Genomic DNA, 22,824 nt, shown 5'->3' on the forward strand with positions numbered 1-22,824 from the left:
GTGCCACATCGTGTCGTGCCGCGCCTGGCGCTGGCCGTCGTGGTGGTCCTCGCGCTGGCGGCCGCCGGTCTCGTCGCCTGGCGCGCGCTGGCGCCCGCGACTCCCCTGGCGCGGGCGATGGAGCTGGCTCCCGACGACGCGACGCGCTTCTCGTGGACGGACTGGGAGGGCGTACGCCGTGAGCTGGGCGCCGACGTCGACGCCGGCTCCTCGGCCGGGCAGGTCGACGCCTTCCTGTCCGACGCCTTCGCCGCCGACCTGTCCTCGATGTCGGCGCTCGGCACGTCGGCCGGGGCGATGCAGGACCAGCTGGGCTTCTCCCCCGCCACCGTCTCGTGGGAGCTGTTCGCCCAGTCCGGCTCGGGCGCGGTCGAAGTGCTGGGTGTCGACGACGGCGTGGACCTGGACGCGGTGGCCGACCGCCTGGCCGACCTGGGCTGGACCGAGCCCGAGGAGGCCGACGGCGTGTGGGTCGGCGGCCCCGACGTGCTGGCCGGGACGGGCGCGATGCTGACCCCGGAGCTGCAGCACGTCGCGCTGCTCGCCGACGAGGGCCTCGTGCTGACCTCCGACCAGGCGCCCTACCTCGAGGCGGTGCTGGAGGGCGACGACGGACCCGAGGACCTGGCCGAGCTGGCGGGATCGCTGGAGGAGCCCCTGACCGCGGCGGTGTACGACGGCGCGTACGCCTGTGAGCACCTCGCGATGTCGCAGGCCGACGACGACGCCCAGGCCGAGGCCGACCAGCTCGTGGAGGCGGCGGGCGACGTCCATCCGCTGACCGGCTTCGCGATGGGCGTGCTGCCGGGAGGCGCCGTACGCGCCGTGATGCAGGTCGAGGACGCCGACGACGCGCCCGGCGACGCGGAGGCCCGCGCCCGGCTCGCGGCGGGACCCGCGCCCGGGCAGGGAGGGGAGTTCGCCGACCGGTTCTCGGTCGAGCGGGCCGGCTCGGAGGGCAGGGAGGTGGTGCTGGACCTGCGTCCGAGCCCGGGCACCTACGTGCTCTCGGACCTCACGAGCGGCCCGGTGCTGTTCGCCACCTGCTGAGCGGCGGCCGTCAGTCCTGCGGCTTGCGGGGCGTGACTCCGAGGATGCGGTCGATCTCCTCCTGGGAGAGGTGCTCCTCGGACTCGCTCGCAGCGATGATCAGCGTGGTGGTCAGCTCGACCTCGCCGAGGAGGTCGCCGTCCTCGAGGGTCACGTCGAACTGGTCGTGCATCGTCACCCTCCTGACGTCTGTGGTGGTCGTGCGGGCCATTCGACCCTAGGTCTTCGCTCCAAGTCTGACGGATGCGTGTGCGCCGCGACATGACCCGAACGTGTCAAGTGTGCCCCGAAATCGAGTCTGGCCCCACCCCACTGAGGGGGAGGAGCCAGACTCTTGATCAGATCTGGAACAGATCCGGCGTCAGCCGATCAGACCGGACGGACGTTCTCCGCCTGCGGGCCCTTGGGGCCCTGCGTGACGTCGAACTCGACCTTCTGGTTCTCGTCCAGCGACTTGTAGCCGTTGGTCTGGATGGCCGAGTAGTGCACGAAGACGTCGTCGCCGCCGTCCTCCTGCGCAATGAAGCCGAAACCCTTCTCGGCGTTGAACCACTTAACGGTGCCCTGAGCCATGATGCTCGTTACTCCTCTGTAGGGGCGGGAGTCGCCACTTCGACGACCCGCACCAGATGCGGTGACACGCCGCTTGAGACTCACGAGCTGGCAGGGCCCGAAGAACAAACGCCGTTGGATCACAAACTCCGCGGGCGTCTACCTGCTGGAACTTGCACCTGTTGCATGACAAACACTACCAACAAATCGCGCCGCGTCACTGGTCGTGCACCACGTGCTGCTGAACAACCGTCGAACGCGGCTGCGCTGATGTCAGCTCACATCGATCACAGCCTCGCCGCCAGCATGCTCGCGCTCGATGCTGACTCTGCTGCGGCTGGCGGCTGACGGGTCTGGAATGATCGCCGGAGCCGCGGCCAGTCCCGCGCGGGCCTCTAGCTCAATTGGTAGAGCAGCGGACTTTTAATCCGTTGGTTCAGGGTTCGAGCCCCTGGAGGCCTACCAGTCGTTCGAGATCACAGCGGCGCGAGCTGGGCGGGTTTGCCCGGCCCGGGGACAATGGTCGCTCACGCCCGCCCCAGCACGACCGGAGTCACATGTCCGCGCCCTCTGCCGCCGTCCTCGACGCACCGTCCCCGAGCGAGCAGCTGCAGCGGCGCCCCTACACGTTCCTCGTGGCCAACGCCGCCCTCATCGGCGCGGTCACGTTCGTCGCCAGCTGGATGCTCGACCGGCCGGTCGCCGACCCCGAGGGCAGCTTCCTCGGCCCGTCGTGGGTGCGCCTCCCGGTGCTGTGCGCGACGGCGATCGTCCTGGACCTGGTCCCGCGCGCGCTGTGGCAGGGACGGTTCGACCCGGCCAGCACCGTCGCCGCGGCGCGACACCGGCTGCGTACGCACTGGACGCGTGCCCGCCTGCAGCTGGTGGTCATCGGCATCTCGGGCTTCTACGTCGTCTACGTCGCCTACCGCAACCTGAAGTCGCTGCTGCCGCTGGTGCGCGAGGTGAAGTACGACAGCGAGCTGCGGGTGCTGGACCGCCTCCTGCTGCTCGGCCACGACCCCGCGACCCTGACGCAGGACGTCCTCGGCACCGGCCTGTCGGCGCACGTGCTCTCCGCCGTCTACCTGGCCTACATCCCGCTCGTGGCGATCCTGGTGACGGTCTGGCTGGTGTGGTCACGCAACATCGGTCACGGCTGGTGGTTCGTCACCGCGCAGGGGATCGCCTGGACGCTCGGCACGGTGTCCTACTACCTGCTGCCGACGCTCGGCCCGGGGATCATGTACCCCTGGCTGGCCAGCGACCTGACGCCCAACGCCACGTCCGACCTGATGGACTCGCTGGTCTACTCACGCCACGGGTTCCTGTGGGGGGAGGGCGACTACCAGGGCGTCGCCGGCTTCGCGAGCCTGCACACCGCCATCGCCCTGCTGTGGGCACTGATGGCCCAGGCCACGGTGCGCAGCCGGGCGATCCGCACCGTCTTCTGGGTCAACTTCGCCCTCACGGTCGTGGCGACCCTCTACTTCGGGTGGCACTACCTCGCCGACGACCTCGCCGGGGCCGCGATCGCGATCATCGCCTTCCGCGTCGCGGCGCGCGTGACGGGGCACGACCTCCGACGCAGGGCGCCAGAGGAGCCCGTCCCGAGCTGACCCGGACGGCGCACGCGGACGGCGTACGCCCGTGGGCTCAGGCGCCGCCGACCCGGTCGGCGGGCACGCCGCGCACGCCGGAGTCGGTGAGCTCGGCCTCGTGGGCCGCGGCCGCCTCGAGCTCCTGGCGCCGGGTCTCCTCCATCATCGCGCGGGTGGCGTCGTAGATCCCCGGGTCGGAGACCAGGTCGGCCGCGCCGCGGCGCAGCCGGGCGAGCGCCGCGCGGGCGAAGATCTGCTGCTCGGTGGTGGTGCGCTCCGAGCGGTTGTTGCTGATGAAGGTGATCGCCCAGCGCATCAGCGCGGAGACCTGGTTCTTGAAGCCGGTGAGGTAGACGAGGTGGACGCCCAGCCACATCAGCCACGCCACGACGCCGGTCAGCCGGAGCTTGCCGACCATCGCGACCGCGCGGAAGCGGCTGATGATCGCCATCGAGCCCTTGTCGAAGTACTTGAACGGCGGCTGCGGCGCCTTGCCCTCGAGCCGGTTGTCGATCTCCTTGGCGGCGTACTTCGCACCCTGGATCGCGACCTGCGCGACGCCGGGGAGGTTGTCGAGGGCGATCATGTCGCCGACGACGAACACCTCGGGGTGCCCGGGGAGGGTGAGGTCGGGGTTGACCGCGATGCGGCCGGCGCGGTCGAGCGGGGCGCCCGTCTGCTCCGACAGCGTCTTGCCGAGCGGGTTGGCCTGCACGCCGGCGGCCCAGATCTTGGCGACGGAGTTGATCCGCTCGGTGTGGCCGTCCTTGAACTTCACGTCGAGGCCGCGCTCGTCGACGTCGGTGACCATCGCGCCGAGCATGACCTCGACGCCGAGCTTCTCCAGCTCGCCCTTGGCCTTCTCGCCGAGCTTGCTGCCGAAGGGCGGCAGCACCTGGCCGGCGGCGTCGATGAGCACGATGCGCGCGGTGCGGGTGTTGATCGCGCGGAAGTCCTTGCGGAGCGTGCGGTGCGCGAGCTCGGCGATCTGGCCGGCCATCTCCACGCCGGTGGGCCCGGCGCCGACGACGACGAAGGTGAGGAGGTGGTCGACGTCGTCGCCGCGGGTGGCGCCGAGCTCGGCCATCTCGAAGGCGCCGAAGATGCGGCCGCGCAGCTCGAGGGCGTCGTCGATGCTCTTCATGCCGGGGGCGAACTCGGCGAAGTGGTCGTTGCCGAAGTAGGACTGGCCGGCGCCCGCGGCGACCAGCAGCGAGTCGTACGACGTCACGGTGTCGCGGCCCAGCACCTGCGAGGTGACCGTCTTGGCGGCGAGGTCGATGCCGGTGACCTCGCCGAGGATGACCGTCGCGTTGTCCTGGCTGCTCAGCACCTCGCGGGTGGGCGGGGCGATCTCGCCCTCGGACAGGATGCCGGTCGCCACCTGGTAGAGCAGCGGCTGGAAGAGGTGGTGGGTGGTCTTGGCGATGACGGTGACGTCGACGTCGGACCTCCGCAGCGCCTTCGTGCCGAAGAGGCCGCCGAAGCCGGATCCGATCACCACGACCTTGTGACGGGATGACTGCGTCGTGGTCGAGGTCATGGATGCTCCTGGGGTCGAAGGTGCGTCGTGCCGTCCACTGGGAGCTCCATTCTCCTCCTCGGGCGTGCACCGGGCGAAACGCCGGGCGCGTCTGGTTGCTCACACCACTACCCCGACGGGAAAGAAACTATGGTGGCCGTCGAGGTTTGAACCACCCGCTGGTGGGCAATCATCGCTCCACTGGACTGCCTGCCCCCCTCGCACACCCCTTGAAAAGAGTCCCAGTGCCGCTGAGCTCCGAGTTGACGCTGGCGTCCTCGCCGCGCGCTGCGGCCGACGCGCGTCGCTGGGTGGGTGAGGTGTGCCAGCGCCTGGATCGGCCCGACCTCGTGGAGTGCGCCGAGCTCGGGGTGTCGGAGCTGGTGGCCAACGCGATCCTGCACGCCGCCGCCCCCTACAAGGTCCGCGTGCGCGGCACCGCCTCCCACCCGCGCATCGAGGTGGTCGACGGCTCGCCCCGCCCCCCGGTGCCGCCCGCCCCGGTCGAGGGCGATGACCTTGACCTGCTGCTCACCTTCGGCCGCGGTCTGGCGATGGTCGCCCAGTGCGCGGTCGCCTGGGGCGCGACGATCGAGTCCGACGGCAAGATCGTCTGGTTCGAGCCCGCGCACGAGATGACCGACTCCGGGTCCGCGGAGTGGGTCATCGACCACCACGACCGCTCCCAGCCCGAGCCCACCAGCGACGGCGCGGTCTACGTACGCCTCCTGCGCCTCGACGTCCCGCTCTACACCTCGCTCGAGCAGCAGTACCACGAGCTGCGGCGCGAGCTGCGCCTGCTGTCGCTCTCGCACCAGTCCGACTACCCCCTCGCCGGCGACCTGACGTCGATGTTCGCGAACTTCGAGCGACAGTTCCCCGAGACCTTCCGCCAGCAGATCCAGCAGGCGGAGACGCGCGGGCTGCCCAACGTCGACGTCGCGTTCCCGATGGTCCGCGAGGCCGGCCCCATCTTCGTGACGATGACCGAGATGTTCGACGTCGCCGACGCGTTCTGCCGGGCCGAGCGGCTGCTGTCGATGGCCCGCACCCCACGCCAGCGCGCCCTGCACAACTGGTTGCTCAGCGAGCTGGTCCACCAGCTCGACGGGGCGGCCGCCCAGCCGTGGAGCGGCAGTCCGGGCGCGGCGTCGCCGTCCACGAGCCGGGTCGGCTGAGCCACCTCCCCCTGCGGGCCGAGGGCGTCAGCCCCAGCCGAGCTCGTGGAGGCGCCCGTCGTCGAGCCCGAAGTGGTGGGCGACCTCGTGGACGACCGTGATGCGCACCTCGTCCTCGAGGTCCTCGACGGTGTCGGCCATGTCGAGCAGCGGCCCGCGGAAGAGCAGGATCCGGTCCGGCAGCATGCCGGCGTGGTTGGCCGGCCGCTCGGTGAGCGCCAGCCCGTCGTAGAGCCCGAGCAGGTCGGGGTCGTCCGCCGGCGCCTCCGGCTCCACCAGGACGACGACGTTGTCCACGAGCCGGGCGAGGTCGTCGGGGAGGCCGTCGAGGGCCCGCTCGACCATGGCGTCGAACGCGGCAGGGTCGAGGTCGATCGGCATGGCGCCAGCCTAGAGCGGCGGCGAAACGGTGCGGCGCCTGCACGTGGGCCCTGAAATGACCGGAAGGGTGAGCCTGGTGGCTCACCCTTCCGGTCATGCGTTGGCGACCCCGACGGGACTCGAACCCGCGGCCTCCGCCGTGACAGGGCGGCGCGCTAACCAACTGCGCTACGGGGCCAGGTGTGGTGCTGGTGCTCCTCCGGTCGTGCTGGTGAAGCGGGTGGAACTCTAACCCATGCTCTTCGGCGACACCCAATCGGCGTCGACCCCCGACCGGATCGCACCCCCAACCGGATTCGAACCGGCGCTACCGCCGTGAAAGGGCGGGGTCCTGGGCCGCTAGACGATGGGGGCCAGCTCGTCCGGGACGGACCCGATCGAGCAGCGCCCAGCATAGGGGCAGCGGCCGTGACGCTCCCAACCTGCGTGCTCCGAGAGACAGATCACTGCCCGACCCGTGGACGACTTTTCGCAGACACGCCACGACTTGCCACAGGTTTGACTAATCTTGACTCGTGAGCACTGACCGGCAGCTGCGATTCCTCGTGGTCGACGACAACGAGGACATCCGCGACGTCTTCTGCCGCCTGGTCGAGCGGGCCGGTCACGAGGCCGCGACGGCGTACGACGGCCAGGACGCGGTGGAGGTCCTGGAGCGCGAGCGCTTCGACGTCATGCTGCTCGACCTGACCATGCCCCGGATGACCGGTGTCGAGGTGGTGCGCTGGCTGCGCGACCGGCCCGACGTCGCGCCCGACCTGCGCATCGTGGTCATCTCCGCCTGGGCCGGTGAGAACCGCGCGGTCCTCCAAGAACTCGGCATCACGACCGTCATGCAGAAACCGCTGCGCATCCAGCAGCTGACCGACCTGATAGCCGAGACACTGCGCGACTTGGAGTCCTGACCCCGGCCCCCTGTCTGCACCTCGGGCACGGACTCCGCGTCGTCACCTGCACGCCACCCGGCGTGTTCCACCCCACCACCCCTGGAGAACACCATGATGAACCGCATCCGCACCGCCATCGAAGCCAAGCGCGCCGCCGAGCAGACCCAGTCCTACTACGCCTGGCGCCCGGGCCCCGGCCGCAAGTGACCTCGGGTCGACGCGCGCAATGACCCACGCGTCGTGACGCAGATGGACAGCGCCGAGTCGGCTGGCGGCCGACTCGGCGCTGTTCTATCGTCGCCGCGCTCGGGCGTGGTCGCCCTCGGTCCCCACGGCCCGTGGCTGACCACCACCCCCGACCAGGCCCGCCAGGTCCTGACCGAGGTGTCCCACTTCGACTTCCCCGGCGACGTGACCCGCAGCGGCGACCTGTCCGCCAGCCGGGGCGACACGCGCTCGGGGCACGCCGTCTTCCCCCCGCTTCAGCCCGAGCACGTCGCCCGCGGCCTGGCCGTCTTCACCTCGGAGTGGGAAACAGCGATCTCGTCGCACGATCGGGCGACTCAGGATGAGCCGTACGACGCCATGCTGCTGTTGCGTCGTCCTGTCGCGCGCGCCACCACGTCGGCGGTGCTGCCCTCCGTCGACCTCGCCCACCGCGACCTGGTCGCCGACCTCGTGCTCGCCTGGATCGATGCACTGGCGCCCGTGATCGCGGCTCGACGTCCTCCCCGTCGATGGAGCCGGACACGTCGCACCGAGCGCGACGCGCGCTTGGCGCTCGACGACGCACTGGCCGACATCCCAGACCTCAACGGCCCACCCCAGATGGCAGCCACGATGCTCGCCGCCGGCATCCAGGTCCCCATCGCCGCGGGAGCGTGGCTGCTGGCCTGGCTCGCCAGCAATCCATTGCAGGACGTGGACCCCGTCGAGGCGGTCTGGGAGACGCTGCGCCTGACCCCTCCCACCTGGATCACCGCACGCATCACCACGCGCGACGTGGACCTCGGGGGTCAGCGTGTCCCGTCGGGCGCTGTCGTGCTGGTCAGCCCCCTCCTCCTCGGCCGCCTGTCCGAGCTGGTGCCGGGCGACCCCGACGGCCTGCCCGGGTTCGACCCGCACCGGTGGCGGAGCGGGACGCAGCGCCCGGGCGCGTGGCTTCCGTTCGGAGCCGGCCCGCACGCCTGCCCGGGCCGACACCTCGGCATGGCCCTCCTCACCCACCTGGCCGAGTGGGGGCTCTCGCGCACCCTTTCGCTGACTCAACGTGTGACCATCGACCAGAGCCGGGGCATCGCCCCGCTACCGTGCCGTTTCATGATCTCCGAAGGACCGGAGCCGGTCCGGTGATCGACCAGCCCGCTCTGCAGGACACGATGGTCGACGGACCAGTGTCCTCCGGTGCGGCGCGTCTGGCCGCCTCGATCGCCACGGGCAACACGCCCCTCGACGCTGCCAGCGCCCTCATGGCCGAGCACTTCCTCGCGGAGCCTCGGGTTGAGATCGTGACCGTCGTCTTCACCAGCTTCGTTCCTACGGACCAGGCTGGCTGGACCCAGCTCGGCGGCCGGGCCTGGGTGCGGGAGTGGACCCGACACGGCTCCACCCGGTCGTTGCTGCCGGCACCGGATGCGGGTCCCGAGGCAGCGCTGACCATGCCCTGGGTCTCCGGGATCGCCAGGACTCAGGTCGTTGCCCTCACGGATCGTGACCTGCTGCCGCCCGAGGCCGCCCAGGACCTCGAGGAGCTCGCCCGCACCGAGGTCCGAAGCCTGGTCACCTCGACCCTCTCCTCACCAGGTGCGATGTTCGGCAGCCTGTCGCTGGTCAGCGCCGACTCCGGGCACTGGCCCGAGCAGGTCCTCCAGGACTTCAAGCTCCTCAACGCAGCGATCACCGCCCGCCTCACCCTCGAGCAGTCCCGTCGCTCCCTGGCCGAGGCGCTCGAGGCGGGCGCCGAGGCCCAGCTCGCCGCGCAGCAGCTGTTCGGCGCGGTGGGGCACGAGCTGCGTACGCCCCTGTCGGCGATCCTGGGCTACACCGAGGGCCTGCTCGACGACGCCGAGCACGGAACGGCCGACGACGTCACGACCGGCATGAAGCGCGACGGACCGGTCATCGTCCGCTCCTGCGAGCGACTGCTCTCCATCGTCGACAACCTGCTGGGCGCAGGGCGCGCCATGTCGGCCGACGACCAGCGCCAGGAGGTCTCGGTGGCCGACGCGGTCGCCGACGTCATGCACTGGCACCGCACCCCCGCACGGACGGCCGGCGTGGACATGCAGGCCCACGTCGACCCCCGCCTGGCCGCGTGGGGACACCCGTCCGCGATCCGGCAGGTCCTCGCCAACCTGCTGGGCAACGCCATCGCCCACCACCGCCCCACCGGCGGCACCGTGCACCTCACCGCCGAGGCGCTGGTCGGCGAGAGCGCGAAGCCGATGCTGCGCATCATCGTGCGCGACGACGGGCCGGGCCTCACGCCCGAGCAGCTCGCGCACGTCTTCGAGCCGTTCGTGCGCTTCGCCGCGCCGACCACCCAGGGCAGCGGGCTCGGGCTGTCGCTGTCCCGCACGATCGCGGAGCGCGAGGGCGGCGCGGTCCGGGGCGAGTCCACTCCGGGCACCGGGTCGTCGTTCTGGCTCGAGCTCCCCGCGTTCCGCCCCCGGCAGGACTGAGCCGATTCCCGCCCCGCCAGCGGGCTCATGTATCCTCGTCCCGCTTGGGCAGGTAGCTCAGTTGGTACGAGCGATCGCCTGAAAAGTGATAGGTCGGCGGTTCGACCCCGCCCCTGCCCACAAGCACAGAAGGGCCCCGGTCACGTCCCGACCGGGGCCCTTCTGCATGTCCTCCCGCCGCTCCGACCGGTGCGCCCGCGAGGATGGTGGGGTGCTCCCCCGCCTCGAGGTCGTCCGTCGCCTGCGCCCGGTGGACCTGGTCGCGCCCGGGTCGGCGCAGGTCACCACCGCCGCGGCCGGCGAGGTCGCAGTGCCGGCGCTCGCGCCGTACGTCGCAGCGACGACGTCCGGTCCCGGCGGCCCGGTGGCGATGCACCTCGGCGACCACCGGTTCGCCGCGTCCCTCGACGACGGCTCGGTGTCGCTCGAGGTCCCCGGCACCGGGACGCTCCGCAGCCGCCGCTTCCACCGCGCCGAGGAACCGACCGGCCTGGGCCTGACGCTGACCGGGACGCACGTGACGGCCTGGAGCCGCGAGGCGGCCGGGTGGGTGGCCCGGGCCCGGCACGACCTGCGGGAGGTCGCCGCGGAGGGCACCGGCGTGCAGGTCGACACCCGCGACGAGACCGCGCTGCACGGGCTCCGGGTCGAGCTCCCGGACGGCGGCGGGGTCGCCGGGGCGTTCGGCCAGCTCGGCCTCCGGGACACCCGGTTCGTCACCGACGAGGACGGCTCCCCGCTGCGCGACGACGGCGCGCTGTGGCTGACCGCGACGTCGGCCGGCCCCGGGTTCTTCGACACCGCGCACACCAGCGTGTGGCGGCTCGACCCCGACACCCTCGAGGTCAGTCACTCCGCCGACCTCTTCTTCCGCAGGCCCGACCGCCCGGGCGTCTTCGGCGACCACGCCACCCACGTGGTCCGCTCGGAGGGCCGCTGGCTGGTGGCGACCAGCACGTGGGGCGACTTCGAGGCGCCGACGACGCGCGCGGGGCGTCGTACGCCGGCGGGGTTGCGGGTGACCCTCGCCGAGTCGGGCAGCGACCTGCTGCACGGCGCGCACGTGCTCGACACCCGCGAGCTCCCGCTGCCCGTCGACGGCCTGGCGTCGATCGCCACCTGGGACCCGCACCTCGTGCGACGCGACGGCGAGTGGCTGGTCGGCTTCGTCAGCGCCCGCCGGTTCTTCGACTTCCACCCCGCGCTCGCGGCCGGACGCAGCCTCGACGACCTGCGGCTGCTGGGCGCGGCGATGGACCGTACGTCGACCGAGGGCACGACGCTGGTCGACGTCGACGGTCGGCTGGTGGTCCTCGCCAGCGACGGCCGCGACTCCCGGCGAGGGCTGCGCGCCCGCTTCCCGGCGTACGACCTGACGATGACCGAGATGGGGACGCTGGACGCGCCCTACCCGACCAACCTGCCCTGGCCCACGCTCGCGCAGGTGGACGGCAGGTGGCTCATGGTGACCTTCGACGGACGCGCGGCGGGCGGGAAGCTGCTCGGCTACGGGACCCACGGCGACCTCGTGGTGATGCGGTCCGGGTGAGCTCGCCGGACTACCCTTGAGGTGACGGCGGTCACCACCCCTCGACCGCGCTGACCAGGTCCGCACACCCCGCGGCCGCACCCACCAGAAAAGGACGAAGAGCATGTCTGGACCCCTCGCACCGACTGGATCGGCCGCCTCCGGCGTCGACGTCTTCGAGCTCGGCAACGAGCACGAGCAGGTCGTCTTCTGCAACGACCGCGCGACCGGCCTGCGGGCCATCGTCGCCATCCACTCCACTGCGCTCGGCCCGGCCCTCGGTGGGACGCGGTTCTACCCCTACGCCAGCACCGACGACGCGATCGTCGACGTCCTCAACCTCTCCCGCGGCATGTCCTACAAGAACGCGCTCGCCGGCCTCGACCTCGGTGGCGGCAAGGCCGTGATCATCGGCGACCCGGCCGAGCTGAAGACCGAGGCGCTGCTGCGGGCCTACGGCCGCTTCGTCCAGTCGCTCAACGGCCGCTACTTCACCGCGTGCGACGTCGGCACGTTCAGCGAGGACATGGACCACATCGCCCGCGAGTGCGACTTCGTCACCGGCCGCACGGTCGCCCACGGCGGCGCGGGCGACAGCTCCGTGCTGACGGCGTACGGCACGTTCCAGGGCATGCGCGCGGCCGCCGAGCAGGTCTGGGGCGAGCCCACCCTGGCCGGCCGCACCGTCGGCGTCGCGGGCGTCGGCAAGGTCGGTCGCCACCTCGTGCGCCACCTGATCGAGGACGGCGCCACCGTGGTCGTCACCGACGTGCACGCGCCGTCGGTCGAGGCCATCCGCGAGCAGTTCCCGCAGGTCACCGCAGTCGCCACCACCGAGGAGCTCGTCGCGAGCGACATCGACGTCTACGCCCCGTGCGCCATGGGCGGCGCGATCAGCGACGAGGTGCTCGACGTGCTGCGCGCCAAGATCATCTGCGGCGCCGCCAACAACCAGCTCGCACACTCGGGCATCGAGAAGCAGGTCGAGGAGCGCGGGATCCTCTACGCCCCCGACTACTGCGTGAACTCAGGCGGCGTGATCCAGGTCGCCGACGAGCTCGAGGGGTTCTCCTTCGAGCGCGCCCAGCAGCGCGCGACCGGCATCTTCGAGACCACGCGCCGCGTGTTCGAGCTCGCCAAGGCCGACGGGGTGACCACGGCCGAGGCCGCCGACCGGCTCGCCGAGCGTCGCATGCGCGAGGTCGGCCGCCTGCGCGGCATCCACCTCGGCTGACCGGGCACTTCCTGCCCGTCCTGACCGCCGACCGGGCGGTTCCTGCCCCATCACGGGCAGGAACCGCCCGGTCGTTGCGTGTGACGGGCAGGAAGCGCCCGGTCACCTGCGGGCGTGCTTGTAGACCGCACCGCCCGGTCGCCCGGGCGAGGTGATCAGAGCGATCAGTCAGTCTGCGCGACGACGCGGGTCGGCATAGTCCGACCACTCGTCGTCAACTGGATCGACCTCACTCGTGGAGTGAGTGTCTTCTCCGTGAAGCTCCTTCGCCAGCGCGCCGAAGTCCGTCTCGTGAGTCCGGTACTTCAGGTCGCGGGCAACCTTCGTCTGCTTCGCCTTCGCTCGGCCGCGCCCCATAGGGTCGACCCCCTCGCACACTTGGCCGGGGCTGTCGGAGAGCTGCCCGACGCGCCCGGTCTGATCGGTTACATATCGTGGGGTCAACGCTACCTGAGCGGTGGCTGTTCCCGCACACCAAGAGCCCGCATTTCGTGCTCGAAGTGCCGAATCTCATCACCAGCCGGGGTGCTGGCCCTCCAGCAGGACGCGGCCACCGTCGACGTCGTCCGCGTGCGCCTCGCCGGCGACCCAGGCGCGGATGCCGTGCCCGGCCAGCACGGCGATGGCGGTGTCGACCGACTCGGGGGCCGTGAGCGACACCATGCCGACGCCGCAGTTGAGGGTGGCCTCGAGGTCGGCCTGGGCCACGTCACCGACACGTCGTACGACGTCGAAGACTGGTTGCGGCGTCCACGTCGAGCGGTCGATGCGCACCGACAGCTCCTCGGGGAGCACCCGCTCGAGGTTGGCGGCGAGCCCGCCACCGGTCACGTGGGACATGGCGTGGGTCTCGGTGCGCGCGGCGAGGTCGAGGCAGGCCTTGGCGTAGATGCGGGTGGGCTCGAGGAGCTCCTCGCCCAACGTGCGACCGAAGTCGTCGACCTGCCGGTCGACGGTCCAGCCCGCCTGCTGGAGCAGGACGTGGCGCACGAGCGAGTAGCCGTTGGAGTGCAGGCCGCTGGCCTCCATGGCGATCACGACGTCGCCGGGACGGACGCGGCCCGGGCCGAGGAGCTTGCTGGCCTCGACCACCCCGGTGGTGGCGCCGGCGACGTCGTAGTCGTCGGGGTCGAGCAGCCCGGGGTGCTCGGCGGTCTCGCCCCCGATGAGCGCACACCCGGCGACGACGCACGCCTCCGCGATGCCCTTGACGATGGCGGCGATGCGCTCGGGGACGACCCGGCCGCAGGCGATGTAGTCGGTCATGAAGAGCGGCTCGGCGCCGCACACGACGAGGTCGTCGACCACCATGCCGACGAGGTCGAAGCCGATGGTGTCGTGGACGTCCATCATCTGCGCGATGGCGACCTTGGTGCCGACGCCGTCGGTCGAGGTCGCGAGCAGCGGCCGCTCGTAGCGGGTGAGCGCGGAGGCGTCGAAGAGGCCCGCGAAGCCACCGAGCCCCCCGATCATCTCCGGACGGCGGGCCTTCTCGACCCAGCCCTTCATCAGGTCGATCGCCCGGTCGGCCGCCTCGATCGAGACCCCGGCGGCGGCATACGCCCCGGACGTGGATGCAGTGGGCTGGTCGGTCACACGGAGCTCCTCGGGTGGCGGCGTGCGGGACGGGGTGGGGTCAGGGGTTGTTCAGGACCGGCAGGGCCCGACCCATGGTGGGCGACTGCAGCGTCGCCTCGAGCAGGTGCTTGCCGAGCAGGCTCTCGTCGGGCAGCTCGATCGGGTACTCCCCCGTGAAGCAGGCCTGGCAGAGCCGGTCGGCCGGCTGCCCGGTCGACTCCACCATGCCCTCGAGCGAGATGTATCCGAGGCTGTCGGCGCCCACGCTCGCGGCGATCTCCTCGGGCGTCAGGCCGTTGGCGATCAGCTCGGCGCGGGTGGCGAAGTCGATGCCGTAGAAGCACGGCCACTTCACCGGCGGGCTGGAGATCCGTACGTGCACCTCGAGGGCACCCGCCTCGCGGAGCATCCGCACCTGGGCGCGCTGGGTGTTGCCGCGCACGATCGAGTCGTCGACCACGACGACGCGCTTGCCGCGGATCATGTGCTCGAGGGCGTTGAGCTTGAGCCGGATGCCGAGCTGGCGCAGCGTCTGGCTGGGCTGGATGAACGTGCGGCCGACGTAGGCGTTCTTCACGAAGCCCTGGCCGAACGGGATGCCCGACTCGGCGGCGTACCCCGATGCGGCAGGCGTGCCGGACTCCGGGACGGGCATCACCAGGTCGGCGTCGACCGGGAACTCGCGCGCCAGGCGGCGACCCATCTCGACGCGCGCCTCGTGGACGTTGCGGCCGCTGATGGTGGCGTCGGGGCGGGCGAGGTAGACGTACTCGAAGACGCAGCCCTTGCGCGCGGGCTCGGCGAAGATGTGCGACCGGAGGCCGTTCTCGTCGATGACGATCATCTCGCCGGGCTCGACCTCGCGTACGACGCTCGCACCGATGGTGGCGAGCGCGGCGTCCTCGCTGGCCACGACCCAGCCGCGGTCGAGGCGGCCGAGGACCAGCGGGCGGATGCCCTGCGGGTCGCGGGCGGCGTAGAGGGTGTGCTCGTTCATCCAGACGAAGCAGAACGCCCCGCGCAGCTGCGGCAGCACCTCGAGGGCCCGCTGCTCGAGCGTCGTGTCGGGGTGGTGGGCGAGCAGTGCGGTGACGAGGCTGGTGTCGTTGGTGGCGCCCTCGACGCCCTTGATCTCGAGCTCGCCGGCGGGGCCGGGCAGCTCGCCGACCATCTCGCGCAGCTCGTGGGTGTTGATCAGGTTGCCGTTGTGGCCGAGCGCGATCGACCCGTCGGCGGTGGGCCGGAAGGTCGGCTGGGCGTTGTGCCAGGTCGACGCGCCGGTGGTGGAGTAGCGCGAGTGGCCGATGGCGAGGTGGCCCTTCAGCGAGTCGAGCGTCGACTCGTCGAAGACCTGCGAGACCAGGCCCATGTCCTTGTAGACGAGGATCTGGCGCCCGTTGCTGACCGCGATGCCGGCGGACTCCTGGCCGCGGTGCTGCAGCGCGTAGAGCCCGAAGTAGGTCAGCTTGGCGACGTCCTCGCCGGGGGCCCAGACGCCGAAGACGCCGCAGGCGTCCTGCGGGCCCTGGTCCTGGGGGTCGAGTGCCGTGGTGAGGCGGCCGTCGCCGCCCGTCCGCCTGCTGCTCTGGTAGGGCACGACCCGAGTCTACGGGCGGCCGGCCCGATCGTCGCACCCACGCCCGCCCGCCCATACCCCGGCCGATGTCTGAGGACGTCGTGGACGGCTGGCGGGCCGATCGACGACCGTCACGTCCTCAGGTATCGGTCTCAGGCGTCGGGCAGGAGGGTCCGGACCCGGTGCAGGGCGAGCCGGGCAGCTGCCCGGCCGACCGCCGGGAGGGGTACGACGTCCAGGAACGGCAGCGGCCGGGTCCAGGCCGGGTCGGAGGGCAGCGCGCCCTCGGGGCCGGCGTACATCGGGGTCAGCGCCCGCTGGACGGCCTCCTCGAGGTCGAGGGGCGGGCCGCCGGTGCGCGGCGTCCAGGTGTGGCCGGGACGGCAGACCATGTCGTGGCGCAGCGACTCGACGAGCGCGGTGACGGTGTGGAACGGGGCGGTGGTGACCAGCGCTGCCCCCAGTCCGACGAGGCTGGTCGGGGCGACCGGCACCGGCACGCGGGCTCGGGACAGCCCGGCTCCGCCGCCGACGACGCGCAGGAGGTCGGGGTAGGCGACGACGTCGGGGCTGCCGAGGTCGACCGCGCCGCGCGGACCGTCGTCGCCGAGGGCGTCGGTGACCGCGCGCAGCACGTCGGAGGCAGCGACCGGCTGCACGGAGCTGCGCATCCACGTCGGGACCGGCTGGACGAGGAACAGCGTCGCGATCTGCCGGATGATCTCGAACGACGTCGACCCGGCGCCGATCACGACGCCGGCGCGCAGCGCGACCGCCCCGTCGGTGGCGCCGAGCAGGATGCGCTCGACCTCCAGCCGCGAGGCGATGTGGGCGGACAGCTCGGCCTCCGGCACCTGCGGCACCAGGCCGGAGAGGTAGACGAGGCGTCGTACGTCGCTCTCGGCCACCGCGGCGGCCACGGTCTCGGCGGCGAGCCGGTCGCGGTTGCTGAAGTCGCTGCGGTCGAGGGAGTGCACGAGGTAGACGACGGCGTCGACGTCCGCGACCGCCTCGGCGACGGCCGCGGGGTCGGTGACGTCGCACCGGATCGCGCGGACCCGGTCGTCCCAGCCGAAGCGGTCGGGCCGGGGCGGCGAGGAGGAGGCGGCCACGACGTCGTGACCGAGCTCGAGCAGGTGGGGCACCAGGCGCGACCCGATGTAGCCGGTGGCGCCGAGGACGAGGATCCGCATGCCTCAGGCCTCGCCGAGGTGCTTGAGGAGGTTGCGGGAGAAGACGGTGCCCATGTGCTTCACGACGCCGGCCATGACGCGCTCGACCGCGGGCCGGGCCAGGCCCGGCAGCGGCAGGTGGGTCGAGATCTGCAGGTCGATGCTGACCTCGGTGCCGCCGTCGGCGTGGTCGGCCAGGTCGTAGGTGCCGTCGACCGCGGTCATCTCGTCGGGGCGCTCGGGGTCGTGGGTGAACACGATCCGGTCCTCGGGGGTCAGGTCCATGACCTCGGTGAACGTCGGCGCCACCGAGATGCCCAGCACGGGGATGGTGCCCATCCGCCAGGTCCAGCGGTCGCCGTCGACGGCGATGCTGGTGACGTAGGGGGTGATCTGCGCGATCAGGTCGGCGTCGGTGAGGGCGGCCCACACCTCGCTGCGCGATGAGCGGAGCACGGCCGAGGAGCGGTCGCGAGCACGGAAGGTCGCCATGCGCGCCACGTTACCGACGAGTTCCACACGCGCGGCTCACCCGGTCAGCGGTGGGTGACGCAGGTCTCGGGGCTCGGAGACGTGCGTGGCGCACCGCTCGTACGACGACACGCCGGGGTCGCGCGGCCGAGCGGTGGTCCAGCCACGTTCTCGCGCTGCGGAAGGTGGGTGGGCCACCGCTCGGCGGGGCGCAGGTCAGGAGCGCGGCAGCTCGCCGAGATTGCGGAGCAGGAGCGCCTCGGCCTTGACGACCTTCTCGAACTCGGCGAGGTGGAGGCCCTCGTTGGCGCCGTGGGCGCGGGTGTCGGGGTCCTCGACGCCGGTGACGAGCACGCTGGCCTGCGGGAACGCCTCGAGGAACTCGGCGATGAAGGGGATCGAGCCGCCGACGCCCATGTCGACCGGCGCGGTGCCGTCCCAGGCCTCGGCGAACGCGGCGCGCGCAGCGTCGTACGCCGGACCGCTGGCGTCGATCTGCGTCGCCTCGCCGGTGTCGACGACGGTCGTGGTGAGTGTCGCGCCCCACGGCGTGTGCTTCTCGAGGTGGGCCTGGAGGCACTGGACGGCGTTGGCCGTGGTGTCGCCCGGGGCGATGCGCATGCTGATGCGGCAGCGCGCCGCGGGGACGAGGGTGTTGGAGGCGCCCTCGACCTTGGGGGCGTCGAGCCCGGTGATGCTGATGGACGGCTTGGTCCAGAGGCGCTCGACGACCGAGCCGGAGCCGATCCACTCTATGCCCTCGGCGGCGCCGGACTCGGTGCGGAGGCGGGCCTCGGGGTAGTCGACGTCGGCGGCCGGACCGGAGTGCAGGCCCTCGACCGCGACGTCGCCGGCGTCGTCGTTGAGCGAGGCGATGACGCGGCTGAGCGTCATGATCGAGTCGGGCACCAGGCCGCCCCACATGCCGCTGTGGACGGCGTGCGTGAGGGTGCGGACCTCGACGTCCATCCGGACCAGGCCGCGCAGCGACGTGGTGAGGGCGGGCTCGCCGATGTCCCAGTTGCCGGAGTCGGCGATGACGATGACGTCGGCCTCGAGGCGGTCCTTGTAGGTCTCGAGCAGCTCGACGAGGGTGTCGGAGCCGACCTCCTCCTCCCCCTCGATGAACATCACCAGGTTGACCGGCAGGTCGTCGCCGAAGATCCGGACCGCGCCGAGGTGGGCGGCGATGCCGGCCTTGTCGTCGGCCGCACCGCGGCCGTAGAGCCGGTCGCCACGCTCGGTGGGCTCCCACGGCGGGGAGTCCCAGTCGGCGTGGTCGTTCTCGGGCTGCACGTCGTGGTGGGCGTAGAGCAGCACGGTCGGCGCACCTTCGGGGCCGGCCTTCTTCGCGATCACGGCCGGCGGGGCGCCGTCGTGGGCGCGGACGATCTCGGTCTCGAAGCCCTCGGCGGCGAACAGGTCGCGGGTGGCCTCGGCGCTGCGCTCGACCTCGCCGGCGCGGGCCGGGTCGGCGCTGACGGACTGGATGCGGACGAGGTCCTCGAGGTCACGGCGGATGCCGGGCATGACCTCGGCGAGACGAGCGGAGATGTCGACAGTCATGTCCCGACCCTAGCCGGGGACGACCGCGTCGCTGGCGGTGGCCGCGGCCCTCCTCGCCTGCCGAGAAGTGCCCGGTCGGCGGCCCGGACGGGCAGGAAGTGCCCGGTCACCGCCGTGAACCGGCAGGAAGTGCCCGGTCGGCGTGCGTAGGTCGCGGGGCGCCTGTCAGCCGCGCATCTCCAGCATCAGCTGGCGCTCGGTGTCGGCGAAGCCGAGCCGGCGGTAGACACCGATGGCCTCGCCGTCGTCGTCGGCGACGATGACGAGGGTGCGGGCGCCGAGGTGCTCGAGGGCGTGGCGACCGGCCGCGTGCACGGCTGCGGCGGCGAGGCCCTTGCGTCGGTGGTCGGGGTGCGTCTCGACGCTCTGGAATCGCGCGACGCCGTCCTCGGTGGTGAAGACGGCGGCGGTGCTCACGACCTCGCCGTCGATGAGGACGCCGAAGCGGGCGCCGCGGCCGGCGGCGACGAGGGACTGCTCCTGGACGTTGCGTCCGCGGGCGAACCGCAGGTGCGACTCCGAGTCGTCGTGCTCCTCGATCGCGACGCTCAGCTGCGCGCGGCTCTCCCAGTCGGCCTCGGACCCCAGCGCGCGCACCTCGCCCTCCACCTCGCGGGGCGGCCGGAGCTCGGACGCGGTGAGCACGGAGGCCACGTCGACCACCAGCCCGGCCGCCTCGAAGGCGGCCCGCGACTCCGGGGCCAGCTCGGGGGTGTCGATGCCGATGCTCACGTGCCCGGCCTCGGGGAACTCGGTGCGGAAGGCGCCCACCACCTCCCGCTCACCGCCGGGGACGGGCGGCTCGGCGAGCAGGAGGAAGTTGCCCCAGTAGTACGTCGGGTTGGCCGGCGTACGGACCACGAGGTGGGTGCCGCGGTCCTCCACGGTGCTGCCCGAGGCGGTCAGCAGGGCCAGGTCGGTGCGGAAGCCGAGCGAGGTCACGTCCATGGGGCGCAGGCTAGAGGTTGTCCGCCCCCGTGTCGGGATCGGCCGTCGTCGACGGCGATTCTCCGCGCTCGGGATCGGCGCCCGCGTCCCACTGCCAGTCGCGCACCTCGGGCAGGTCGTCCCCGTGCTCGCGCGTCCACTGGCGGGCCCGGCGGCGGGTGTCGACCATCAGCTGACGGACGGCGGCGGCGCGCGTGCCAAGCCCCGGCACGCGGTCGATGACGTCCATCACGAGGTGGTAGCGGTCGGTGTCGTTCATCATCACCATGTCGAACGGCGTGGTCGTGGTGCCCTCCTCCTTGTAGCCGCGGACGTGGATGTTGTCGTGGTTGGTGCGCCGGTAGGTCAGCCGGTGGATCAGCCACGGATAGCCGTGGAAGGCGAAGACCACCGGCTTGTCGGTGGTGAAGACGGCGTCGAACGCCCGGTCGCCCATCCCGTGGGGGTGCTCGCCCTGGTCCTGCAGGCGCATCAGGTTGACCACGTTGACGAAGCGCACCCGCAGCTCGGGGAGGTGCTCGCGCAGCAGGGACACCGCGGCCAGCGCCTCGAGCGTGGGTACGTCGCCCGCTGCCGCCACGACCACGTCGGGGTCGCCGTCGTCGTTCGAGGCCCACTCCCAGATGCCGAGCCCACGGGCGCAGTGCAGGTCGGCCTGCTCGGCGTCGAGCCAGTCGAAGCTCGGCTGCTTGCCCGACACCACGACGTTCACGTAGTGCTCGCTCTGCAGGCAGTGGGACATCGTGGACAGCAAGGTGTTGGCGTCCGGCGGCAGGTAGACGCGTACGACCTCGGCCTTCTTGTTGACCACGTGGTCGATGAAGCCGGGGTCCTGGTGGGAGAAGCCGTTGTGGTCCTGGCGCCACACGTGCGAGCTGAGCAGGTAGTTCAGGCTCGCGATGCGCGGACGCCACTCGATCTCGCGGGTCGTCTTGAGCCACTTGGCGTGTTGGTTGAGCATCGAGTCGACGAGGTGGATGAACGCCTCGTAGCAGCTGAAGAGCCCGTGCCGGCCGGTGAGCAGGTAGCCCTCGAGCCAGCCCTGGCAGGTGTGCTCGGAGAGGATCTCGACCACCCGCCCAGACCGCGCGAGGTGCTCGTCGACGTCGGCGAGCTCGCCCGCCCAGACCTTGTCGGTCACCTCGTAGACCGCGTCGAGCCGGTTGGACGCGGTCTCGTCGGGCCCGAAGATGCGGAAGGTGGTGTCGTTGTCGCGCACCACGCCGACGAGCCACTGCCCGAGCACGCGGGTCGGCTCGTGGATGGACGCACCGGGACGCTCCACCTCCACGGCGCTGTCCCGCCAGTCCGGCAGCCGCAGCGGGCGCTTGAGCAGGCCGCCGTTGGCGTGCGGGTTGGCGCCCATCCGCCGGGTGCCGGACGGTGCGTTGGCGCGTACGGCCTCGACGGGCCGGCCGTCGTCGTCGAAGAGCTCGTCGGGGGCGTAGGAGCGCAGCCACTCCTCGAGCTGCGCGCGGTGCTCGTCGTTCTCCCGGGTCCCGGCCAGCGGCACCTGGTGGGCGCGCCACGTCCCCTCGACCGGCTTGCCGTCGACCTCCGCGGGGCCGGTCCAGCCCTTCGGCGTGACGAGCAGGATCATCGGCCACGGCCGGCGCTCGACGTCGCCGTCCTCGCGGGCGGCGCGCCAGATCTCGCGGATCATGTCGTGGGCCTCGTCGAGCGCCGCGGCCATCTGCCGGTGGACGTCGGTGGGGTCGTCGCCCTCGACGGTGAGCACGTGGTGGCCGTAGCCGCGCAGCAGGCTCTCCAGCTCCTCGCGCGGCATCCGGGCGGGGATGGTCGGGTTGGCGATCTTCCAGCCGTTGAGGCTCAGGATCGGCAGCACCGCGCCGTCGTGGACCGGGTCGACGAACTTGTTGCCGTGCCAGCTCGCCGCCAGCGGACCGGTCTCGAACTCGCCGTCGCCGACGACCGCGGTCACCACGAGGTCGGGGTTGTCCATCGCGGCGCCGTAGGCGTGGGAGAGGACGTAGCCGAGCTCGCCTCCCTCGTGGATGGAGCCCGGCGTCTCGGGGGCGACGTGGCTCGGGATGCCGCCGGGGAAGGAGAACTGCCGGAACAGCCGCGCCATCCCGTCACGGTCGTCGCCGATCGCGGGGAACACCTCGGAGTAGGTCCCCTCCAGCCACGCGTTGGCCACCGCGGCCGGCCCACCGTGGCCGGGGCCGCAGAGGATGATCGCGTCGACGTCGCGCTCGCGGATCAGGCGGTTGAGGTGGGTCCAGACGAGGTTGAGGCCGGGGGTGGTGCCCCAGTGACCGAGCAGCCGCGGCTTGATGTCCTCGCGCTCGAGCGGTCGCTCGAGGAGCGGGTTGTCGAGCAGGTAGATCTGCCCGACGGAGAGGTAGTTGGCTGCACGGAACCAGAGGTCGAGGTCGTGGACCTGGTCGTCGGTGAGGGTCGCCATGCTCCTTCGTACCGGAAACCGGGCGGTGCGCACACCCCCTGTCACCGACAGTTCGGGTGAACTGTCGGGTGATCTGTCGGGTGAGCCGACCGCCGGCTCAGCCCCCGAGCGGGAGGTAGGGCGAGAGGTCGGTGCGCTCGCCGCTGGCGCGGACGCTGCCGGAGTGGAGCGCCTCACCCCACGTCGTACGCCCCGTGGCGAGGGCGAGCCACGTCTCGGCGTCGGTCTCGACGACCGCCGGCGGGGTGCCCCGCGTGTGGCGCACGCCGGGCACGACCTGGACGGCGGCGAAGGGCGGCACGCGCACCTCGACCGAGCGGCCGGGGGCGCGCACCTCGAGGGCGGCGAGGTAGTGCTTGACCAGGGCCCGGGTGTCGCCCTCGGCCTCGGCCGTCGCGAGCTGGTCGGGGCTGAGGAGCTTGAGTCGGGCGGGCACGGACCGAGGCTAGACCGACACCATGAAGGCAGTTC

21 protein-coding genes and 4 tRNA genes are annotated in these 22,824 nt (G+C 71.9%); 10 read left to right on the forward strand and 15 right to left on the reverse strand.

The features are described from left to right. Complete coding sequence (locus ACNKF0_RS19905; RefSeq protein WP_416954543.1) at positions 1-1,050, forward strand: hypothetical protein; 1,050 nt, start codon at positions 1-3, stop codon at positions 1,048-1,050. Positions 1,051-1,060: 10 nt separating this feature from the next. Here the strand turns inward: ACNKF0_RS19905 and ACNKF0_RS19910 are convergent, their stop codons facing one another. Both ACNKF0_RS19910 and ACNKF0_RS19915 read right to left on the reverse strand, forming a co-directional pair. Then, positions 1,061-1,222, reverse strand: coding sequence for a hypothetical protein (locus ACNKF0_RS19910; protein WP_299931065.1), 162 nt, complete (start codon positions 1,220-1,222; stop codon positions 1,061-1,063). A 197-nt stretch (positions 1,223-1,419) separates the two neighbouring features. After that, a complete protein-coding gene (locus ACNKF0_RS19915) occupies positions 1,420-1,623 on the reverse strand; it encodes a cold-shock protein (RefSeq protein ID WP_107698594.1) in 204 nt (67 codons plus the stop codon). Positions 1,624-1,991: 368 nt separating this feature from the next. On the opposite strand from ACNKF0_RS19915, the gene ACNKF0_RS19920 reads away from it, so the two are divergent. Both ACNKF0_RS19920 and ACNKF0_RS19925 read left to right on the forward strand, forming a co-directional pair. Further along, positions 1,992-2,067, forward strand: a tRNA-Lys gene (locus ACNKF0_RS19920). Positions 2,068-2,159: 92 nt separating this feature from the next. Beyond that, on the forward strand, positions 2,160-3,221 hold the full coding sequence (locus tag ACNKF0_RS19925) for a phosphatase PAP2 family protein (protein ID WP_416954544.1): 1,062 nt from the start codon (positions 2,160-2,162) through the stop codon (positions 3,219-3,221). 37 nt (positions 3,222-3,258) lie between these two features. Here ACNKF0_RS19925 and ACNKF0_RS19930 read toward each other — a convergent pair whose 3' ends face one another. After that, positions 3,259-4,746: an NAD(P)/FAD-dependent oxidoreductase gene (locus tag ACNKF0_RS19930; protein ID WP_416954545.1), complete on the reverse strand. Its 1,488-nt coding sequence runs from the start codon at positions 4,744-4,746 to the stop codon at positions 3,259-3,261. A 224-nt stretch (positions 4,747-4,970) separates the two neighbouring features. Between ACNKF0_RS19930 and ACNKF0_RS19935 the strand changes: the two genes are divergently transcribed. Further along, a complete protein-coding gene (locus tag ACNKF0_RS19935) occupies positions 4,971-5,903 on the forward strand; it encodes an ATP-binding protein (RefSeq protein WP_416954546.1) in 933 nt (310 codons plus the stop codon). Positions 5,904-5,930: 27 nt separating this feature from the next. On the opposite strand, the gene ACNKF0_RS19940 is transcribed toward ACNKF0_RS19935, so the two are convergent. The 3 genes from ACNKF0_RS19940 to ACNKF0_RS19950 form a co-directional block, all read right to left on the reverse strand. Then, the gene (locus ACNKF0_RS19940; RefSeq protein WP_416954547.1) at positions 5,931-6,284 is read right to left on the reverse strand and encodes a metallopeptidase family protein; all 354 of its coding nucleotides are present in this window, start codon (positions 6,282-6,284) and stop codon (positions 5,931-5,933) included. 101 nt (positions 6,285-6,385) lie between these two features. Beyond that, positions 6,386-6,462, reverse strand: a tRNA-Asp gene (locus tag ACNKF0_RS19945). Positions 6,463-6,565: 103 nt separating this feature from the next. Then, positions 6,566-6,638 (reverse strand) — tRNA-Glu (locus ACNKF0_RS19950). Positions 6,639-6,799: 161 nt separating this feature from the next. On the opposite strand from ACNKF0_RS19950, the gene ACNKF0_RS19955 reads away from it, so the two are divergent. From ACNKF0_RS19955 to ACNKF0_RS19980, 6 genes are all read left to right on the forward strand, one after another. Then, positions 6,800-7,189: a response regulator gene (locus ACNKF0_RS19955; protein ID WP_299931080.1), complete on the forward strand. Its 390-nt coding sequence runs from the start codon at positions 6,800-6,802 to the stop codon at positions 7,187-7,189. A gap of 231 nt (positions 7,190-7,420) precedes the next feature. Further along, positions 7,421-8,524, forward strand: coding sequence for a cytochrome P450 (locus tag ACNKF0_RS19960; RefSeq protein WP_416958588.1), 1,104 nt, complete (start codon positions 7,421-7,423; stop codon positions 8,522-8,524). Beyond that, entirely contained in the window at positions 8,521-9,852 is a 1,332-nt protein-coding gene (locus tag ACNKF0_RS19965) for a sensor histidine kinase (protein WP_416954548.1), read from the forward strand. The genes ACNKF0_RS19960 and ACNKF0_RS19965 overlap by 4 nt, the downstream gene beginning before the upstream one ends. A gap of 46 nt (positions 9,853-9,898) precedes the next feature. Next, positions 9,899-9,972 (forward strand) — tRNA-Phe (locus tag ACNKF0_RS19970). A 91-nt stretch (positions 9,973-10,063) separates the two neighbouring features. Then, entirely contained in the window at positions 10,064-11,401 is a 1,338-nt protein-coding gene (locus ACNKF0_RS19975) for a hypothetical protein (RefSeq protein WP_416954549.1), read from the forward strand. A gap of 103 nt (positions 11,402-11,504) precedes the next feature. Continuing rightward, positions 11,505-12,614 carry a Glu/Leu/Phe/Val family dehydrogenase gene (locus ACNKF0_RS19980; RefSeq protein WP_416954550.1) on the forward strand — a complete coding sequence of 370 codons (1,110 nt, stop codon included), beginning with the start codon at positions 11,505-11,507 and terminating at the stop codon, positions 12,612-12,614. Between the two features lie 168 nt (positions 12,615-12,782). Here the strand turns inward: ACNKF0_RS19980 and ACNKF0_RS19985 are convergent, their stop codons facing one another. From ACNKF0_RS19985 to ACNKF0_RS20025, 9 genes are all read right to left on the reverse strand, one after another. After that, positions 12,783-12,971 carry a DUF3073 domain-containing protein gene (locus tag ACNKF0_RS19985; protein WP_172256510.1) on the reverse strand — a complete coding sequence of 63 codons (189 nt, stop codon included), beginning with the start codon at positions 12,969-12,971 and terminating at the stop codon, positions 12,783-12,785. Between the two features lie 156 nt (positions 12,972-13,127). Continuing rightward, positions 13,128-14,210: a phosphoribosylformylglycinamidine cyclo-ligase gene (gene purM, locus ACNKF0_RS19990; protein ID WP_299931094.1), complete on the reverse strand. Its 1,083-nt coding sequence runs from the start codon at positions 14,208-14,210 to the stop codon at positions 13,128-13,130. A gap of 40 nt (positions 14,211-14,250) precedes the next feature. Beyond that, a complete protein-coding gene (purF, locus tag ACNKF0_RS19995; RefSeq protein ID WP_416954551.1) occupies positions 14,251-15,789 on the reverse strand; it encodes an amidophosphoribosyltransferase in 1,539 nt (512 codons plus the stop codon). Between the two features lie 131 nt (positions 15,790-15,920). After that, positions 15,921-16,961 carry an NAD(P)H-binding protein gene (locus ACNKF0_RS20000; protein WP_416954552.1) on the reverse strand — a complete coding sequence of 347 codons (1,041 nt, stop codon included), beginning with the start codon at positions 16,959-16,961 and terminating at the stop codon, positions 15,921-15,923. A 3-nt stretch (positions 16,962-16,964) separates the two neighbouring features. Then, positions 16,965-17,432 carry an SRPBCC family protein gene (locus ACNKF0_RS20005; protein ID WP_416954553.1) on the reverse strand — a complete coding sequence of 156 codons (468 nt, stop codon included), beginning with the start codon at positions 17,430-17,432 and terminating at the stop codon, positions 16,965-16,967. Between the two features lie 195 nt (positions 17,433-17,627). After that, positions 17,628-18,977, reverse strand: a complete 1,350-nt coding sequence (locus ACNKF0_RS20010; RefSeq protein ID WP_416954554.1) for a dipeptidase — start codon at positions 18,975-18,977, stop codon at positions 17,628-17,630. A 165-nt stretch (positions 18,978-19,142) separates the two neighbouring features. After that, positions 19,143-19,925 (reverse strand): GNAT family N-acetyltransferase, encoded by a 783-nt coding sequence (locus ACNKF0_RS20015; protein ID WP_416954555.1) that lies wholly within the window; start codon positions 19,923-19,925, stop codon positions 19,143-19,145. Between the two features lie 10 nt (positions 19,926-19,935). Further along, complete coding sequence (locus ACNKF0_RS20020; RefSeq protein WP_416954556.1) at positions 19,936-22,353, reverse strand: phosphoketolase; 2,418 nt, start codon at positions 22,351-22,353, stop codon at positions 19,936-19,938. Between the two features lie 97 nt (positions 22,354-22,450). Then, entirely contained in the window at positions 22,451-22,789 is a 339-nt protein-coding gene (locus ACNKF0_RS20025) for a sterol carrier family protein (protein ID WP_416954557.1), read from the reverse strand. Between the last annotated feature and the right edge of the window lie 35 nt (positions 22,790-22,824).

The organism is Nocardioides sp. T5, from assembly GCF_048161455.1.
In the GTDB taxonomy this organism is placed as follows: Bacteria; Actinomycetota; Actinomycetes; order Propionibacteriales; family Nocardioidaceae; genus Nocardioides.

Excerpts from the sequence above, each read along its gene's own strand:
- ACNKF0_RS19910 (WP_299931065.1), bottom strand. The coding sequence starts at position 1,222 with ATGCACGACCAGTTCGACGTGACCCTCGAGGACGGCGACCTCCTCGGC.
- ACNKF0_RS19915 (WP_107698594.1), bottom strand. The coding sequence starts at position 1,623 with ATGGCTCAGGGCACCGTTAAGTGGTTCAACGCCGAGAAGGGTTTCGGC.
- ACNKF0_RS19925 (WP_416954544.1), top strand. The coding sequence starts at position 2,160 with ATGTCCGCGCCCTCTGCCGCCGTCCTCGACGCACCGTCCCCGAGCGAG.
- ACNKF0_RS19930 (WP_416954545.1), bottom strand. The coding sequence starts at position 4,746 with ATGACCTCGACCACGACGCAGTCATCCCGTCACAAGGTCGTGGTGATC.
- ACNKF0_RS19940 (WP_416954547.1), bottom strand. The coding sequence starts at position 6,284 with ATGCCGATCGACCTCGACCCTGCCGCGTTCGACGCCATGGTCGAGCGG.
- ACNKF0_RS19960 (WP_416958588.1), top strand. The coding sequence starts at position 7,421 with ATGGACAGCGCCGAGTCGGCTGGCGGCCGACTCGGCGCTGTTCTATCG.
- ACNKF0_RS19980 (WP_416954550.1), top strand. The coding sequence starts at position 11,505 with ATGTCTGGACCCCTCGCACCGACTGGATCGGCCGCCTCCGGCGTCGAC.
- ACNKF0_RS19985 (WP_172256510.1), bottom strand. The coding sequence starts at position 12,971 with ATGGGGCGCGGCCGAGCGAAGGCGAAGCAGACGAAGGTTGCCCGCGAC.
- ACNKF0_RS20000 (WP_416954552.1), bottom strand. The coding sequence starts at position 16,961 with ATGCGGATCCTCGTCCTCGGCGCCACCGGCTACATCGGGTCGCGCCTG.
- ACNKF0_RS20005 (WP_416954553.1), bottom strand. The coding sequence starts at position 17,432 with ATGGCGACCTTCCGTGCTCGCGACCGCTCCTCGGCCGTGCTCCGCTCA.
- ACNKF0_RS20010 (WP_416954554.1), bottom strand. The coding sequence starts at position 18,977 with ATGACTGTCGACATCTCCGCTCGTCTCGCCGAGGTCATGCCCGGCATC.
- ACNKF0_RS20015 (WP_416954555.1), bottom strand. The coding sequence starts at position 19,925 with ATGGACGTGACCTCGCTCGGCTTCCGCACCGACCTGGCCCTGCTGACC.
- ACNKF0_RS20020 (WP_416954556.1), bottom strand. The coding sequence starts at position 22,353 with ATGGCGACCCTCACCGACGACCAGGTCCACGACCTCGACCTCTGGTTC.